A 16109-nucleotide genomic window follows, 5' to 3' on the forward strand; every position below is an offset into this window, starting at 1 on the left:
GTCAGAAGCAGGTGCGGTGTCGCACTCTTCGTCGCCGAGAGAGACGTTAGTGACGCGGCAGAAGATTTGGCAGTGTTAGATTTTCTTCACACCCCGCACTTCCGGGTGATCCACACGGGCGACCGTCGTACGGTCGCCGCACATGCCCGCGGAGGAACACGCAATGGCCCAGCCCACCCTGCGCCAGCGACGCCGGGCCGCCGCCACGCAGGAGATCCTGGACGCCGCAGAGCGCCACATCGCCGAACAAGGACCCGCGGCCCTGTCCCTGCGAGCGGTCGCCCGCAGCCTCGGCATGACCGTGCAGGCGCTCTACCACTACTTTCCGAGCCGGGACGCCCTCGTCACGGCCCTCGTCACCAAGGCGTACGACGACCTGGCCGATGCCGTGCAGGCCGCCATAGAGACCGCGCCGGACGATCCGGATCTGCCGCGCCTGGTGGTCGCGGCCGAGGGCTACCGCCGATGGGCCATTGCCCATCCCGAGCGCTTCCAACTCCTCTACGGAACACCGCTGCGTGACTACGCGGCACCGGTCGACGGCCCGACCACCCAGGCGACGCGGCGGATGAGCTCGATCTTCGAGCGCGAGATGTTCGACGAGTTCACCGCGGAGCAACTCGCCGCGGCCGACACCCCCGCGCTCTCGCCCTCGCTCCGGGCATACCTGGAACAGCTGCCGCACTACGGTTTCGGAAATCTGCCGCCGGCCTCGACCGCTCTCCTGCTGAGCGCGTGGGGACACCTGCACGGTCTCGTCGTCCTGGAGGTGTTCGGGCACACCTCGTTCCTCGGTGACCACCAGTCCGAGATCTTCCGCATGGCCATGCGGACGCTGATCGAGGACATCCATCGCCGGATCCCCGCACACGTGAGCAAGCCGCATTAGAAAAAACCTGGACGGCGATGTCGAGAACCCGTGGCCGGCTCCGTCCCCGCAGTGAAGGCGACCACAATGGGTCGCACGGCACCGAGGAGAGACATCATGGCCAAGTACCTGCTGCTGAAGCACTACCGGGGCGCCCCGGCCGCGGTCAACGACGTACCCATGGACCAGTGGACGCCCGAGGAGATCTCGGCACACGTGCAGTACATGAACGACTTCGCGGCGCGGCTGGAGAAGAGCGGCGAGTTCGTCGACAGCAAGGCGCTGGCTCCGGAGGGGACGTTCGTCCAGTACGGCGGTGAGGGGCGTCCGCCGGTCACCGACGGGCCGTTCGCGGAGACCAAGGACCTCATCGCAGGTTGGATGATCATCGACGTCGACAGCTACGAGCGTGCCGTCGAGCTGGCGGGGGAGCTGTCGGCCGCCCCAGGGGCGGGTGGCAAGCCGATCCACGAGTGGCTGGAGCTGCGTCCGTTCTACAGCGCGCCCACGACCACGGAATGCACTTGGAAGTGAACGAGGCCCTCCTCAGGAGCCTCACGCCGAACGTGCTCGGGATCCTCGTCCGCCGCGGAGCCGACTTCGCGGAGGCCGAGGACGCCGTGCAGGACGCGCTCATCGAGGCGGTCCGCGTGTGGCCCGCCGACCCGCCGCGCGATGCGAAGGGCTGGCTGGTCACCGTGGCCTGGCGCAAGTTCCTCGACGCGACCCGCGCCGACACCGCCCGCCGCAGGCGCGAAGACCTGGTCGAGGAGGAACCGGCCCCCGGGCCCGCACCGGCGGCGGACGACACGCTCCAGCTGTACTTCCTGTGCGCCCACCCGTCGCTGACGCCGTCATCCGCGGTCGCGCTCACGCTGCGCGCCGTCGGCGGGCTCACCACCCGGCAGATCGCCCAGGCCTACCTGGTGCCGGAGGCGACGATGGCGCAGCGCATCAGCCGGGCCAAGCGCACCGTCTCCGACGTGCGCTTCGACCAGCCCGGCGACGTCGCCACCGTGCTGCGCGTCCTCTACCTGGTCTTCAACGAGGGCTACTCCGGCGATGTCGACCTCGCCGCCGAGGCCATCCGGCTCACCCGGCAACTCGCCGCCGTGATCGACCACCCCGAGGTGGCGGGACTGCTCGCCCTCATGCTCCTCCACCACGCCCGGCGCGCCGCCCGGACCGCACCCGACGGCAGCCTGGTGCCGCTCGGCGACCAGGACCGTGGCCGGTGGGACACCACTTCCATTGCCGAGGGCGTCGAGATCCTGCAGGCGGCGCTGGCCCGCGACAGGCTGGGCGAGTTCCAGGCGCAGGCCGCCATCGCGGCCCTCCACGCGGACGCGCCCACCGCCGAGGAGACCGACTGGGTGCAGATCGTCGAGTGGTATGACGAACTCGCCGGCCTGACCGACAACCCGGTCGTCCGCCTCAACCGCGCGGTCGCCGTCGGCGAGGCCGACGGGCCGCGGGCCGGCCTGGCCGCGCTCGCGGCACTGGACGACTCACTGCCCCGCCACACCGCGGTGGCCGCCTACCTCCACGAACGCGACGGCGACCTGACGACAGCGGCACGCCTGTATGCCGAGGCGGCCCAGAAGGCCCCCAACCTCGCTGAACGCAACCACCTGACCCGCCAGGCAGCCCGCCTCAACACCCGCCGGCCCCGCTGATTCCTGGTTCAGCCGCTGCCGTCCGCGAGGACCTCGCGTGCGAGTGCCAGCAGGTCGGGGATGGCCGGGTGTCCCGGCCCCTCGCGCCAGGCGAGGACGACGGGAACGGTCGGCGCGTCCGCGAGCGGGCGGTAGACCAGCGAGGGATGCGTGTAGTTGCTCGGGGTGGCCGATGTGGAGACCCCCAGGGCGCGGCCGGCGGCAATGGCGATGAACCATTCATCGGTGTTGGTCACCTCGATGGTCGCGACGGGCCGGGCCGTTGGCGGCCACAGGTCCGTCGTCGTGGTGCCGGAGACGGTGTTGAGGGCGATCGGATGGGCAGCGAGGTCCGCCAGGGTGATCCGGGGGAGAGCCGCCAGCGGGCTGCCCGCCGGCATGACCACCACCCGCTCCTCCGACAGCAGAGGCTCCGTGCGGAGCCCGGCCGTCGTGACCGCGCCGCGCAGCAGGGCCGCATCGACCTTGCCCTGCGTGAGACCCGCCGTACGGTCGTCGATGCGGAGCAGTTCCAGCGGAATCCCGGGGCGCGTCTGGTCCCAGCGGCGCAGCAACGGGATCGTGTGGTCGCCGAGGGCCGCCCAGGTGTGGCCCAGGCGCAGCGGCCAGCTTCTCAACCCCCTGGGGTCGAGGGCCGTCTCGACGGCGGCGAGGGCAGCGAGGGCCTTGTCACGGAAGACATGGCCCTCGGCGGTCAACTCCAGGTGGTGCGTGGAACGGTCGACGAGCCGGGCGCCCAGGTGGTCCTCCAGCTGGCGCAGAGTGCGAGAGAGCGCGGGCTGGCCCAGGTGGAGACGGGTGGCGGCGCGGGTGACGTTGCCTTCCTCGGCGATGGCGAGAAAGGCCCGCAGGTGCCGCAACTCGATGGTCATGCTTCGGGAGCATAACCGCAGTGGAATCGGCATTTCACGCGGTGCGTCCGGATCCATAGCGTGCAGGGCATGACATCCACGTCGCGTCACTCAACTACGAGGACAGCCAAGCCGGTTCTCGTTCGTCACGCCGCGGGACGCGGCACCCTCGGCGGCGTAGGACTGGTACTGGCCGGGGCGCTGTCGGTGCAGTTCGGGTCGGCCTTCGCCGCGCTGTTGTTCCCCCGGGCCGGGGCGCTCGGAGTGGTTGCGCTGCGGGTGACGTTGGCCGCGGTGCTGCTGCTCGTCATCACCCGGCCCCGGCTGCGCGGACACTCGCGCGCCGACTGGGCGGTGGCCGGCGGGTTCGGTCTGGCCCTCGGCGGCATGAACGTCCTCTTCTACCAGGCGATCGACCGCATTCCGCTGGGGGCAGCGGTCACCCTTGAGGTGCTCGGGCCGCTGCTGCTGTCGGTCGTCGTCTCGCGCCGCGCCGCCGGTCTGCTGTGGGCCGGTCTGGCGCTGGCCGGGGTCTGCCTGCTCGGCCGGGGAGCCTTCGCCCAACTCGACGTCGTCGGCGTGGCCTTCGCGGTGAGTGCCGGGGGAATGTGGGCGGCGTACATCGTGCTCAACGCCCGCGCAGGCGCCCGCTTTCCGCGGCTGGACGCTCTGGCGATCGCGATGGCTGTCGCCGCGCTGGTCAGTCTTCCGCTGGGCATCGGGGCATCGGGCGCGACGCTGCTGGAACCGGCGGTGCTCGCTCTGGGCCTGGCGATCGCGATCATGAGCTCGGGGGTGCCCTACACCCTGGAACTGCTTGCCCTGCGCCGGCTGCCCGCGGCGACGTTCGCGGTACTGACGAGTCTGGCGCCGGCCGTGGCCGCGATGGCCGGCTACCTGGTCCTGGACCAAGGGCTGTCGCCGTCGCAGTGCGCCGCGATCGCGCTGGTGGTCGCGGCGAGCGCGGGCGCGGTACGTACGGGCGGCCGCTGAGGCGAAGACTCGGCCGTCCCGCGGCGGATCCCGTCGGCCGCCGACCGAAGAGTCTGCGGCCTTCCACGCCGGCTCTGCAGCACATTGAACCCAGTCCGAATCGAGACCACAGGAGGCCGAAGTGTCCACATCAGTGCTCGACATGTCGATGTCACTCGACGGGTACATCGCCGACCCCGACGACTACCTCGGCGGCGAAGACGGCGAGCGGCTGCACCACTGGTCCGCTCCGAACGGCCAGTCCGGACAACTGTCCGCGCCCGCAAGGCAATTCGCGGACGAGATCATCGCGACCGGCGCCGTCCTCGCAGGCCGGAGGACCGCCGAGCTCATGGACCACTGGGGCGGCGACCACCACGGCGTCCCGATCTTCGTGCCCAGCCACCGCCCGCCCGGCCCTGCCGCCCGGTGGGGCTATCCGCTGGTGACGTACGTGGCCGACGGCATCGAAAGCGCGATGGCACAGGCGAAGGCCGCAGCCGGGGACCGGAACGTCCTCGTGCACGGCGCCTACACGGCCCAACGAGCACTCGCGGCCGGGGTCCTGGACGAGGTGCAGATCCACCAGATCCCGGTGCTGCTCGGTGGCGGCCATCGACTGTTCGACGTCCTGCCGTCGCAGATCGAGTTGGAGATCATCCAGGTGATCGACACACCGGAGGCGACCCATATTCGGTACCGGGTCCGCCGATGAGATGGTCGATCGGCGGGGTGGGAGTGGTTGGCCGGGGCCCGTGTACTGCTCGTGCTCGTGTTCCTGCGGGTTGGAGGGATTCGGCCGACGAGCTGGAGGCCCGGACACGCCACCGCCCTGGCAGAACCCCGTGAGTCTGCCAGGGCGGGCCGAACCACTACGGGTTCCCGCGCGACGGGCTGGTCATGGCGCCGTCGCGATGACTGTCGGCCTCCGCATGGTCGGGTGGCGGAAGTCGGCGGTCAGGAAGGTGGTGGCCGGGGGAGGAGCGGGTCAGCGGGTGAAGGTGGTCCGGTGCTCCTTGAGCGCCTGGCAGTTGGAGTCGGTCACCTGCACGTACACGTTGTTGATGTGGCCGCCCCAGTCGACGCAGTGGGCCTTGCCGTACACGTAGGCCGGGCCCGCGTACGAGGTGTACCGCCCGTAGTCCTCCGCGCCTTCGTCGGTGTCGGGGACGTAGATCCAGGTGGACATGTCCACCGCGGTGCCGGGGTTGTTGCGGATGGTCGCGACGCAGTTCTCGCCGTTCGACGAGTTGTACGTCAGGTAGACGGTGCCCAACGAGCCGACAGGCGCCGAGTTCACGGTCTTGTAGCTGCTTCCGCAGACCTTCTGCGGGGTGGTGTTCGGTGCGGCGGAGGCGGGTGCCGCCAACGCGGTGGTGGCTCCCATCGCCAGGGCCGCCAAAGCGGCACCGGTCAGGACGGAACGGTTGAATCTCATATTTCCCCCTTGTGCTTCTTGCAGGCGTTTGCTCCTGCCTGGTGTGACACGCGGGGCATGCGAATGGTTGTGCACAGCTTGCGCGAGGCTCCCGAATGGTGTCGTTGGGACAGCTGGGGCCGAGGAAACGTGCTTCGGCCCAACACGCGCTGGACGGCTGCCTGTTGAGCGCCATCCTTCCTCGAACTCGCTTATCGGGGTGGCCTGACCTCGCGGCGCTGGACGGCCGCGGTGCCTCCGAGGTCGTCGAGAAGTTCGGCGAGCAGCGTGCGGGCGGCGTCGAGGGCCGTGGTGCCGAAGCGCTGCCGGAGGTGTTCTTCCTGTGCCGCCCGGGCGTGACGGGCCGCTGTGACGGCTTCGTGGCCGCGGGAGGTGAGCGTGACGCGTCGGATGCGGGCGTCGTGAGGGTCCGGGAGGCGCTCGGCATAGCCGAGGCGCTCCAGTTCGGCGACTGCCTTGGAAGCTCCCTGCTGGGTCATGTCGAGCTTCTCGGCGAGTTCGCCGATGGTGGGCCGGGTGTGGAGCACCCCAACGTCCGCACCGCGGTCCGCTATCACCAAGCGGTGTCCCGCTTCGCCGTTGGAGAGGAACTCGCCGCCTTCTTCCACCCGGACGCGGTTCATACGCAGCTGCCCAACGCTCTGTTTCCGGACGGTACTGTCCGCCCTCTGTCGGACCTGATCGCCGCCGCACAGCAGGGACGGCAGCTGCTCGCCGACCAGCATTTCGAGGTGATCAACGCGGTCGCCGCAGATGCCCAGGTCGCCCTGGAAGTCACGTGGTCCGGCACGTTGGCCGTGTCCCTCGGCGATCTGACCGCAGGGCAGGTACTGCGCGCCCACATCGCGGCGTTCCTCGAATTCCGCGACGGGAAGATCATCGCTCAGCGCAACTACGACTGCTACGAGCGCCTCAGCCCAGCAGCTCCGGGCGAGAACGGCGGAGTACGCAACGCCTCGGCGCTGGAAGTGAGTTGATGGCTCGGGGCCTGGCCGCAGGGCAGGAGACGCATTGCCAAGAAACTGTGGACGGAAAGCCGGCGACTACTGGAAAGCGACCCGGCATCCTCATCTGATTCGATCACTGCTGCTGCGGAAGGGCTTCTGATGGTCAATATGAGGAACCGGATCGCCACCCTGCTGGCTGCGACCGCCGTGATGGTCGGCGTCTCCTTCAGCGTCGGCGCGGGCACCGCCAGCGCGGCTTTCAACGTCACCTACACAGTGAGCCACTACGACGGCAACAAGTCGGCGACCATTTACCTCTACCTCAACGGCGACTACGCCGGATACGTGAACTGGAACGCGGACCCGGACAGCTTCGGCACCCCCGGAGACGCGCTGCGGGCGTATGACGGCGCGGCCGACGGGTACGGCATCAAGGGGGCGACCATATGGCCCAGCACGAACGGCACCGAGCGCACGGTCTCGACGTACGGACACGCCTACCCCTACTACACAGGGTGGAACACCGGCAATCTCACCGAGGGGACCTCTCTGGACCTCTACGGGTGTGTGGGGAAGTCCGCCGGGCCTGAAGCGTGCGCCGGCCCCATAGACATCAAGGCGTAGGAGCGGTCGCCCATCCGGGCAGGTGGGGTGTGGCGGCAGGGAGCGCTGAGCGTCTTCCGACCTGGTAGCTGACAGCCCGGCGGCAGGAGATCGGTACACGGTGGCGACGTCTGCCGACGGGTTGTCAGGCTGTGCTCGCTCTGGCCCACTTGCGGGGATCACCCGGTCCGACTGCCATTGACACGGGCCAGCACGCTGTCGGCCAGTTCCTGCGGGGTCAGCTCGCCGTCCAGGAACACGGTGTCGCCGGGCAGGGTGTCGGCCGCGGCCGTGCACGGCTCGATCCTGTCCTTGCACCACTGCCGGACCTGTTCGTCCTTGGCGGGATCGTCGGGGGTGAAGCTCCGTCCGTCGATCCGCTTCGCCAGGACTTCTGGTGGGACTTTGAGGAAGAAGTGGTGGGTGACGATGCCCGCGTCCTTGAGTGCGCCGAAGATCTCGCCGACATACCCGGGATTGACCAGTGTCATGGGGGCCAGGACCGGGCGTTGATACTCCTGGACCAGACCCACGGCCAGGTCCGCGACCTGCCGCCGCCACAGTCGCAGATCCTGGAAATCGCCGGTGGGCACCTCGACGATCTCGCGCAGCACGTACCCGACCATCTCAGGGTCATAGACCAGCGCCTCGGGCCAACGTGGACGCAGTTCATCCACCAGCGTGCTCTTCCCGCTGCCGAACGCACCGTTCACCCAGACGATCACATGCTTCTCCCACTTCATCGTCAACGACCGGCGTCCTGGGCACGGCCGTGCCCACATCACCTCGCGGCGCCAGGACGGGGCCATTCCCAATGACAGATCATGGCTGAATGATCGCCAACTCGGGCCCAGAACCACTGACTTGCCGGGTCGTGCGCAAGCCCCGCCGTCGGCGGTGCGGGTCGGCGGGGGCTGGCCGGTGATGGCTTCTTGTGTGGGACCTTCGTGGTGATGGGCCCCGGGGAGCATGTACGTCCTGTGGGACTACGTCGGCAGGTTGACCGCGGCGATGCCCTTGTCGGTGGCCACGTACACGTGTCGGTCGTCGACCACGGGTCGGTAGTCCGTCAGGACTGGCGTGTTGGGGAAGGTCAGCACTTGCTGCGGGGCGCCTTTGCGGTCCACGACGAACAGCTTTTCGCCGAGGAACGCGTAGATGAGGTCCTCGTGGACGGTGGGTCCGCTGCTGCTCGTGCCGCTTCGGCCGTCCATCGTCCATGCCTCGGACCCGTCGTCGAAGTCGACGGCCACGAGCCTGCCGTACGACGTGTGGACGACCAGGCCTTTGGAGCCGGCGCCGTCGGGCGGGATGACGGCGGTCCCGCTGAACTCGGCGGGCCGCCTGTCCGAGGATGCTGTCTGGAACCCCGACAGCCGTGTTCCCTTCTCCGTGTTGAGGGTGATCAGCTCGTCGGAGGAGATGGCCACGTAGATCACGTTCTCCGCCACGACCGGAGGCTCGTCCGCCGGGTCGGGCAGGGAGGCGCGCCAGGCCAGACTCCCGTCGGATCGGTATGCGCGAACCATGTGCTTCTCGGCGAACACGTCGGTGGTCACCAGCACCAGTTCGCCCGCCAGCACTGGAATCGTGCCGTATTGGTCCCCGGCGAACACGCGCTCCCAGCGCACGCGGCCGCCGACATCCACCGCGCACAGCTTCTGTCCGTTGCCGTACAGGCAGTAGGCGCCGTCGTCGGTGGTCACGGCCGCCCCGACCGTGCCTCCGTACAGGGGCGGTTCGCCCAGATCCGTCTTCCACAGCTCCCTGCCGTCCGGAGACACGGCGTGCAACTTGCCGTCCACGCCACCGAAGTACAGGGTGTCGCCGTCGGGCGACAGCGCCACACTGGGTCCGCCGTCCTCGCTGAGCCTGGCGATGCCGTAGGCCCAGTCCACGACCGCGGGCCGCGGCGTGGCCGAGGGACGTGCCGACGTCGAGGTGCCACCGCCGGCGTCCTCTCCGTCGCCGCCCCGATCCCGCAGCCACAGCCACCCTCCGGTGCCGACACCGGCGGCGGCCAGCGTCCCGGCCGCGAGCCCCTGGAGCAGCCGTCGCCGGGACGGTGGTGCCGAGGGCGCTTCGGCCGGCGCGCCGGTGACCGTCAGCGGAGCCAGGTACTCGACCCGGCTCTCCTGCTCCCCGGAGTCCCGCTCGGGAAGCCATCGCTCGATGCCCTCGGAGGATTCGGGGCCGGCCGCGGCGGCCGTGTACCACCCCGGGTGCCAGCTCTCCCGCAGCGACTCGGGCGTGTGGGCCACCGCCGACATCACCTCGCCCGGGGTGGGACGTTCCTCCGGTTCCTCCCGCAGGCAGGGCTCGACGAGCCACCGTATGCCTTCAGGGACCGTGGACAGGTCGAAGTCCCGGTTCATGATGCGCATCAGGATCACCGCGTCCTGGCCCTCGCCGAAGGGCTCACGTCCCGCTGCCGCGTACGCGAGGACCGCGCCGAGCGCGAAGACGTCGCTCGGCGGCCCTACATGGCCGTTGTTGCGGATCTGCTCGGGCGAGACGTACCCGACCGAGCCGACGACGGTTCCGGTGCGGGTCAGCGCGGTCGCCTCCAGCGCCCGTACGATGCCGAAGTCGATGACCCGCGGCCCGTCCTGTGCCAGCAGGATGTTGGACGGCTTGAGGTCCCGGTGGACCATGCCCTGGCCGTGGATCGCGATGAGCGCCTCGCTGAGGGCGGCTCCCAGTGACCGCACCGCATCCTCGGGCAGCCGGCCGTGGTCCAGGACCGCATCGCGCAGGTTCGGGCCGTCGATGAACTCCGAGGCCATCCAGGGCAGTTCGGCCTCGGTGTCCGCGTCGACGACACGGGCGATGTACGTCCCGGGCCCGCCCACGGTCCGCGCCGCCCGCACCTCCTGACGGAAACGGGCCCGGAAGGTCCGGTCCTCGGCATGCTCGGCCCGCACCAGCTTGACGGCCAGCCGCCGGCCGGCGGGCGCTTCGGCGAGGTAGACCACGCCCATGCCGCCCGCGCCGAGTCTGCCCAGAACCGCGTACGGGCCGATCCGCCGAGGATCCGTTTCGCGCAGCGCCTGCACCTCGAACTCCCCCTGTTCGCCTGTGCGATTCGTACGGCCGCAGAAAGGGAGCGTATACGCCGGAAACCCGTCTGGTCAGCGGTCGCTCCCGCAACTGGAACGGGTGCGCCCGATGAGGTTGACGGCCCCTCCTGAGCCGACGGGCTGGACCTGGATCGGGAGCCGGAACCGGGCCGCCATGACGGCGGACAGTGCGCCGAGATGGCCGAAGTAGTGCGCGCGGCCGAGGAGTTCGGGGGCCGGGACGCTGTCGCCCCACAGTGCCAAGCCCTGTGGCCGCTCCAACGCACTGGGTGCAGGTGAGGGCTGCCCGGACTATCGCCGCGCCATTACATTAGCGCTGTTATATTAGCGCTGTGACAAATTCTGATCCCACTGCACGGCCCGATCCCTGGCAGTCACTGCACAAGCTGCTGGCCGCCATGGACGCCGAGATCGAGCAGGTCTACGTCGAGCGTGGCATCGAGGGGGTGCGCCCTCGGTTCGCCTATCCGCTGATCCGGCTTGCCCATACCGGGCCACTGACCATCCGTGAGCTCGCGGAGTCCCTGGACCGCTCGCACTCCGCGATCAGCCAGACCATTGCCGCCATGCGCAAGGAGGATCTGGTCACCTCCGAGCCGGGGCCCGACGCCCGCACCCGGCGGATCGACCTGACCGAGCGCGGCCGGTCGCTGGTGCCGTTCCTGGAGGCCGAGTGGCGCGCCACCCACGCGACGGTCGCCGAATTGGACGCAGAGGTCCCGTACGCATTGACCACTGTCGTCGAGGAGCTGCGGCGGGCGCTGGAGCACCGGTCCATGCGGCAGCGGATCCTCCACCACCTCGTCGAGCCAGCGGGATGAGAGGGCGGGTCCGGTTCCTCGACACCCGTCCGCTGCGAAGCAGCCCACCGTTCCGCGATCTGTGGATCGGCTCCTCGGCCTCCCAACTCGGAGGACAGATAGCCACCGTGGCGGTGCTGGCCCAGGTGTGGGACCTGACCGGCAGCCCGGTGGGCACCGGCGCCATCGGGCTCGCGACCGGTCTGCCGATGGTGCTGTTCGGGCTGCTCGGCGGCACGTTGGCCGACTCCGTCGACCGCCGTGCGGTGGTGCGGGTCACCGCCGTGGGTCAACTGCTCGCTGCCGTAGGGCTGTTGGCCCAGGCTCTGGCGGACAACCGAAGCGTGCCGCTGCTGCTCGCCCTGGTTGCCACGGGGACCGCGTGCGGCGCGCTCGGCGCCCCTGCCCGGCGTACGTTCCCGGTCCGGCTGCTCCCCTCCGACCAGGTCGCGGCCGGTCTCGCGCTGACCAACGTCTCCTTCCAGGCGGCGATGCTGGCCGGGCCCGCGCTGGCCGGGCTGATCATCGCCCGCTGGGGCTTCCCGGCCGCGTACGCCGTACAAGCCCTGACCGTCGCGGTCTCGATGCTCGCGGTGATCCGCCTCCCGGCCATGAAACCCGAGGGCGTCGACGCGAAGGGCGGCCGGCGTCGACCGGAGCGCGGCGGCTGGGGGATCATCCTGCGCCGTCCGACGCTGTGGGGCTCGATGGCCACCGACCTGTCCGCGACGTTGCTCGCCATGCCCATCGCACTCTTCCCGCTGGTCAACGAAGTCCGCTTCGACGGCAACCCGCAGACCCTCGGCCTGTTTCTCTCGGCCGTCGCGGTCGGGGGGATCACAGCAGGCCTGCTCTCCGGAACGGTGACGCGCTGGCGCCGTGGCGGCCTGGTCCAGGTGACCGCGGCCGGCGTCTGGGGCGTGGCGCTGGCCGGCTTCGGCCTGGCCGCGCCACTGTGGCTGGCGCTCGGCTGCCTGGCCGTGGCAGGCGCCGCCGACACCGTGTCCGTGGTCACCCGCAGTGCACTGGTCCAGTTGGAGACCCCGGATGCGTACCGGGGGCGAGTTTCCTCCGTGGAACACGTCATCGGTGTCGCGGGCCCCGAACTCGGCAACTTCCGCGGCGGCCTGCTGGCGTCGGTCACCTCCGCCTCCTTCTCCCTCGTCGCAGGCGGCCTGTCCGCCGTCCTGGCGATCGCCGCCGTGGCCGCGACCAACGCCCCTCTTCGCGCCTACCGCACGCCGTCTGCTGCCACGGAACCCACTGCTCGCGGGGTTGCCGACGCGGCGACGGCTGCTGGATAGGTGGTCGGTGGTCGGTAGGCCAACGGCTTGTCCGCCGACTTCTCTACGAATCCGTCGGGCAGGTGGGCTGCCTCGTCCAGGCCGTCGAGCGCATCGGAGCTTCAGCGTTTCCGCGAGCGCGAGCGGGAACGGTGGTGAGGATGGGGGTGCGGAACATGGTGCGGTTCGTGGACGTACCAGTAGCGACCGACGAGGGCGCCGCCGAATACGACGAAGCCGACGCCGATGAGCCAGGACGTCACGATCAGGACGGTGCCGACCGAGCCGTACGAGACCGCGTTGCTCACGATGAGCGGGGAGAAGACCAGGGACGAGAACAGGCGCAGGCCGACCAGGCCGACCAGCGTGGCGATGGCGCCGGGCAGGAGGGCGCGCCAGGGGACGCGGCCGCCCAGCAGGAAACGCGGTGCCCACCAGAAGAAGAGCACGCCGAGCAGCGAGGACAGACCGATCCGGCCCCATGAGCGCAGGGTTCCAGACCCCAGGACGGCCACGCTCTGCGCTTCGGCGAACAGGTAGGCCGTCAGAGCGACGAGCCACACCACGCGTCGCCATACGGTGTGCCAGCGCCCGGCAGGCAGGTCCCAGACCTTTTCGTAGCCGGTCTGGACGCTGCCCGCGAACGTGACGCCGAAGAGCGCGAGCAGCACCACGCTCAGGACGCTGGTCGTGCTCAGAACCTTGCCGGGTGCGGCGAAGAGATCCTGTACGGCGTCGGCGGGGCGTCCGGACAGCCCCATTCCGTCCACGATCCACAAGGCGAAGCCGCGCTCCTGGATCGGAAGGGCCGCAGCGACCACGATCAGCAACGGCGCGAGCGTCACCAGTCCCAGAGCCGCGAAGCCCATGGCCCGGTGCATGAGCTCAACTTCTTTGCCGCGCTGCCATACGTGCGTGCCCCTTTCATGGAGGAGACGCCCCAGCTCGGCCGACCGGTGCTTGTGGTTGTGGAGATGCGTCCAGCCCCTGGTCTTGTCCGCGGTCGTGCTTCTGCTTGTGTTTTTGCGACTGCCTCTGCCTGTGCCGGGTCGGCCGGGGTGAGCGGAACTTGGAGAGTCCGGCGCCTCCGAATCTTCGGGCACCCCGGGCTCTTCAGGCGCCCGCGAAGATTCCGGAGCCCCCGTTGAGCCGGACGGCTCAGAGGGCTCGGACGAGTCAGACGGGTCCGAAAGGCGGGGCATGTCCCGCGCTCCGCTCCGGTGCGAGAAGGTGACGACAAGCGCGAGAAGCGCGACGCCTGCGAGGACCGCGAAGGCTACGAGGACCGCGAGGGCTACGAGAGCTACGAGAGCTGCGAGAAGCCTGCCGCAACGATGGCACGACCCCGTGGCGCATGTGTGGTCACCTCGTCCCGTGCTCCCGTTCCCGCGCACCTCATGCCGCCTCGTCCCCGCACCGGGGGGACCCCGTGCATCACGAGCGGCTGCTTCCAGCGTGCCCCGCCACCCCCGGAAGCGCGACCGGCTCGACGATCACCTACCGGAAAGGGCTTGAAGCGGCGGCGTACGTTCTCTGATTGTCGCTGGAGCCGGCGCGCGGTGAGGCGGCCCGCCTCGTCGGGCAGCGCCCGAGGGAGCGGACAGCCTTGAACCCGCTGATTTCACGCGAGGACAGGGAGGAAGAGGGAGGAAGGGCAGAGGGCCCCGCCCCCGCAACCGCGACACCGACGACTCCGAGCCCCGGTTGCCTCACAGACCTGCCCGCCCTAGGGTGAATGCGCTTTCATCTACGTGCATGCATCAGCAGAGACGGGGGCCCGACCCATGAACGGCATCGCATCGTGAACGCGATCCCCACGGTGTACGACGTGGCCGAACGCTCCGGTGTATCCATCGCCACGGTGTCCAGGGTGTACCGCAGCCCTGACTCCGTGCGTGCCGCCACCCGCGAACGGGTGCTGGCCGCGGCGGGAGAACTGGGATACGTGCCGAGCGGCAACGCCCGCGGTCTCGCCAGCCGTTCGACCGGCGTCCTCGGTCTGTGCTTCCCGGACTATTCCGACCCGGACACGCTCGACGCCGAGGACGACGATGCCGCGATGCTCTACTCGGACCAGATCATCCGGGGCATGGAACGCGCGGCACGCCGGCACGGGTACGCGTTGCTGATCGCCGCCTCCCTCGAAGGCGGCCCGGAGAACCTCGTGGCCCAGGTGGCCGGCCGCGTCGACGGCTTCGCGGTGATGGCCCGCACGGTACCGACCGAAGAGCTCGAAGCGATCTCCCGGCGCCGACCGGTCGTGATGCTGGCCGGCCCCCGCGCGCAGGACCCCTCGCTCGACCACCTGGACCACGTCGAGGTCGCCAACGAGGACGGCCAGTACGAGCTGACCCGCCACCTGGTCCACGACCACGGGCTGCGCCACCTCGCCTACGTGGGGCTCGTCGACGAGTCTCCGGACGTCGAAGCCCGGTTCCGTGGATTTCGGCGGGCCTGCCGCGAGGCCGGCATCGAGACTGCCGCCGCCCCGGCGCTGCGCATGCCGATGATGACCCAGGCCGAAGGCGCCCGCGCCGCTGACCTGCTGTGCGAGGGAGACGGTGACCGGCCCGAGGCGTTCGTGTTCGCCAATGACCAGATGGCGGTGGGCGCCCTCCAGGCGCTCGAACGTCGCGGCGTACGCGTGCCCGACGACGTAGTGGTCACCGGCTTCGACGGCATTCCGTTGAGCCGTCTGGTGCGCCCCGCCCTGACCACCGTGCGCCAGCCGATGGTGCGCATGGGGGAGGAGGCCGTCGACCTGCTGGTACGGCGGCTGAGCGGACAGCGGCCCGAGGAGCCGGTCTCACTGATGCTGCCGGTCGGTGTGGTCCGCCGGGCGAGCTGCGGCTGCGACGAGGCGACAACCCTTTCGACGGCGACCCTTCCGGCGACGACCAGCTGAACGCCGCCTCTCCGGACCGAAGGTCACCCGCCCGCGACCGACCCACTCGCTGACTCACTGACTCTCGGGCACCGGGTCACGCTCACCGTGCCGCGGCCGGACTCAGCCGGACTCGGCCCTCCACGCCCGGCGGGGGAGGGCTGCGGCCCTGGCGACTCCCTGCCAATGCCAGTCGACCTCCGCGACCAGCCCTCCCGCGACGCGACCGACGCCCGCCACCGAAGCTCACCGCCGGCGCCCGCCACGATGCCTGCGGCCGACACCCGCCACGACTCCCGAGACCGACGCCCGCCCCCACCCCGCCGCCGAGGCCTTCACCGAGCCGCGATACGTCGCCGCCGCCCCCGCCCCGCCCGCCATCACCGCCCCGTTCACGAAACGGTCGCGGACGCACGGGTCGCGCACACAGTCGCGCCAGCAAAGATCGCCCCCGCAACCGAGCGCGCGGCGACCTCCTCCAGAACCATCCCAACCCTCAGTCAAAAGAGCCCTGGATCACAGACGCTTTCCCCACACACTGATCCGTCTTACGTTGCTCTCGCACAGGCCCTTCGCGGCCGGTACCGCGTCCCCGGGCAGTGCGGGCCGCCCCGTCGGATATCCCTCTCGTTACGGGAGTGTGACCAAAGCCCCTCTTGCCAGGCCCGGAATCGCTGCAACAGAGTGATGTATGCGCTTACAGGCAG

The 16109-nt window shown here is 70.0% G+C and carries 17 protein-coding genes; 10 read left to right on the forward strand and 7 right to left on the reverse strand.

Annotated features, from left to right (window positions below; all coding sequences use genetic code 11):
- Positions 1-142: 142 nt before the first annotated feature.
- The 3 genes from ACN20J_RS47365 to ACN20J_RS47375 all read left to right on the forward strand — a co-directional run bounded on the left by ACN20J_RS47365 (position 143) and on the right by ACN20J_RS47375 (position 2544).
- Positions 143-889 (forward strand): TetR/AcrR family transcriptional regulator, encoded by a 747-nt coding sequence (locus tag ACN20J_RS47365; RefSeq protein WP_361894289.1) that lies wholly within the window; start codon positions 143-145, stop codon positions 887-889.
- 96 nt (positions 890-985) lie between these two features.
- On the forward strand, positions 986-1402 hold the full coding sequence (locus tag ACN20J_RS47370) for a YciI family protein (protein ID WP_419668518.1): 417 nt from the start codon (positions 986-988) through the stop codon (positions 1400-1402).
- Positions 1399-2544 carry an RNA polymerase sigma factor gene (locus ACN20J_RS47375; RefSeq protein ID WP_419669082.1) on the forward strand — a complete coding sequence of 382 codons (1146 nt, stop codon included), beginning with the start codon at positions 1399-1401 and terminating at the stop codon, positions 2542-2544. The genes ACN20J_RS47370 and ACN20J_RS47375 overlap by 4 nt, the downstream gene beginning before the upstream one ends.
- An 8-nt stretch (positions 2545-2552) precedes the next feature.
- Here the strand turns inward: ACN20J_RS47375 and ACN20J_RS47380 are convergent, their stop codons facing one another.
- Positions 2553-3416, reverse strand: a complete 864-nt coding sequence (locus ACN20J_RS47380; protein WP_361993985.1) for a LysR family transcriptional regulator — start codon at positions 3414-3416, stop codon at positions 2553-2555.
- A 69-nt stretch (positions 3417-3485) separates the two neighbouring features.
- Here ACN20J_RS47380 and ACN20J_RS47385 point away from each other — a divergent pair, with 69 nt between their 5' ends.
- Complete coding sequence (locus ACN20J_RS47385; RefSeq protein ID WP_419668519.1) at positions 3486-4388, forward strand: EamA family transporter; 903 nt, start codon at positions 3486-3488, stop codon at positions 4386-4388.
- Between the two features lie 121 nt (positions 4389-4509).
- Positions 4510-5082 (forward strand): dihydrofolate reductase family protein, encoded by a 573-nt coding sequence (locus ACN20J_RS47390; RefSeq protein WP_361911103.1) that lies wholly within the window; start codon positions 4510-4512, stop codon positions 5080-5082.
- Positions 5083-5355: 273 nt separating this feature from the next.
- On the opposite strand, the gene ACN20J_RS47395 is transcribed toward ACN20J_RS47390, so the two are convergent.
- Together ACN20J_RS47395 and ACN20J_RS47400 are read right to left on the reverse strand one after the other, a co-directional pair.
- Positions 5356-5805 carry a spore-associated protein gene (locus ACN20J_RS47395; protein ID WP_419668520.1) on the reverse strand — a complete coding sequence of 150 codons (450 nt, stop codon included), beginning with the start codon at positions 5803-5805 and terminating at the stop codon, positions 5356-5358.
- A 191-nt stretch (positions 5806-5996) separates the two neighbouring features.
- Positions 5997-6332, reverse strand: a complete 336-nt coding sequence (locus tag ACN20J_RS47400; protein WP_361993993.1) for a MarR family winged helix-turn-helix transcriptional regulator — start codon at positions 6330-6332, stop codon at positions 5997-5999.
- On the opposite strand from ACN20J_RS47400, the gene ACN20J_RS47405 reads away from it, so the two are divergent.
- Positions 6324-6782, forward strand: a complete 459-nt coding sequence (locus ACN20J_RS47405) for a nuclear transport factor 2 family protein (protein ID WP_419668521.1) — start codon at positions 6324-6326, stop codon at positions 6780-6782. The genes ACN20J_RS47400 and ACN20J_RS47405 overlap by 9 nt on opposite strands.
- Positions 6783-6920: 138 nt before the next feature.
- Entirely contained in the window at positions 6921-7376 is a 456-nt protein-coding gene (locus tag ACN20J_RS47410; protein WP_419668522.1) for a hypothetical protein, read from the forward strand.
- Between the two features lie 158 nt (positions 7377-7534).
- Here the strand turns inward: ACN20J_RS47410 and ACN20J_RS47415 are convergent, their stop codons facing one another.
- The 3 genes from ACN20J_RS47415 to ACN20J_RS47425 all read right to left on the reverse strand — a co-directional run bounded on the left by ACN20J_RS47415 (position 7535) and on the right by ACN20J_RS47425 (position 10678).
- Positions 7535-8080: an AAA family ATPase gene (locus tag ACN20J_RS47415; protein ID WP_419669083.1), complete on the reverse strand. Its 546-nt coding sequence runs from the start codon at positions 8078-8080 to the stop codon at positions 7535-7537.
- 261 nt (positions 8081-8341) lie between these two features.
- Complete coding sequence (locus ACN20J_RS47420; RefSeq protein WP_419668523.1) at positions 8342-10411, reverse strand: protein kinase domain-containing protein; 2070 nt, start codon at positions 10409-10411, stop codon at positions 8342-8344.
- A 75-nt stretch (positions 10412-10486) separates the two neighbouring features.
- Entirely contained in the window at positions 10487-10678 is a 192-nt protein-coding gene (locus ACN20J_RS47425; RefSeq protein ID WP_361911122.1) for a hypothetical protein, read from the reverse strand.
- An 89-nt stretch (positions 10679-10767) separates the two neighbouring features.
- Here ACN20J_RS47425 and ACN20J_RS47430 point away from each other — a divergent pair, with 89 nt between their 5' ends.
- Together ACN20J_RS47430 and ACN20J_RS47435 are read left to right on the forward strand one after the other, a co-directional pair.
- Positions 10768-11256: a MarR family winged helix-turn-helix transcriptional regulator gene (locus ACN20J_RS47430; RefSeq protein WP_361994001.1), complete on the forward strand. Its 489-nt coding sequence runs from the start codon at positions 10768-10770 to the stop codon at positions 11254-11256.
- Positions 11253-12539, forward strand: a complete 1287-nt coding sequence (locus ACN20J_RS47435) for an MFS transporter (RefSeq protein ID WP_361911128.1) — start codon at positions 11253-11255, stop codon at positions 12537-12539. The genes ACN20J_RS47430 and ACN20J_RS47435 overlap by 4 nt, the downstream gene beginning before the upstream one ends.
- Positions 12540-12640: 101 nt before the next feature.
- Here ACN20J_RS47435 and ACN20J_RS47440 read toward each other — a convergent pair whose 3' ends face one another.
- Positions 12641-13399, reverse strand: coding sequence for a YhjD/YihY/BrkB family envelope integrity protein (locus tag ACN20J_RS47440; protein WP_361994004.1), 759 nt, complete (start codon positions 13397-13399; stop codon positions 12641-12643).
- A gap of 920 nt (positions 13400-14319) precedes the next feature.
- Between ACN20J_RS47440 and ACN20J_RS47445 the strand changes: the two genes are divergently transcribed.
- Entirely contained in the window at positions 14320-15423 is a 1104-nt protein-coding gene (locus tag ACN20J_RS47445; protein ID WP_361894320.1) for a LacI family DNA-binding transcriptional regulator, read from the forward strand.
- The last annotated feature ends 686 nt before the right edge of the window (positions 15424-16109 follow it).

Source organism: Streptomyces sp. 2-1, assembly GCF_048564895.1.
Taxonomy (GTDB): domain Bacteria; phylum Actinomycetota; class Actinomycetes; order Streptomycetales; family Streptomycetaceae; genus Streptomyces; species Streptomyces phaeochromogenes.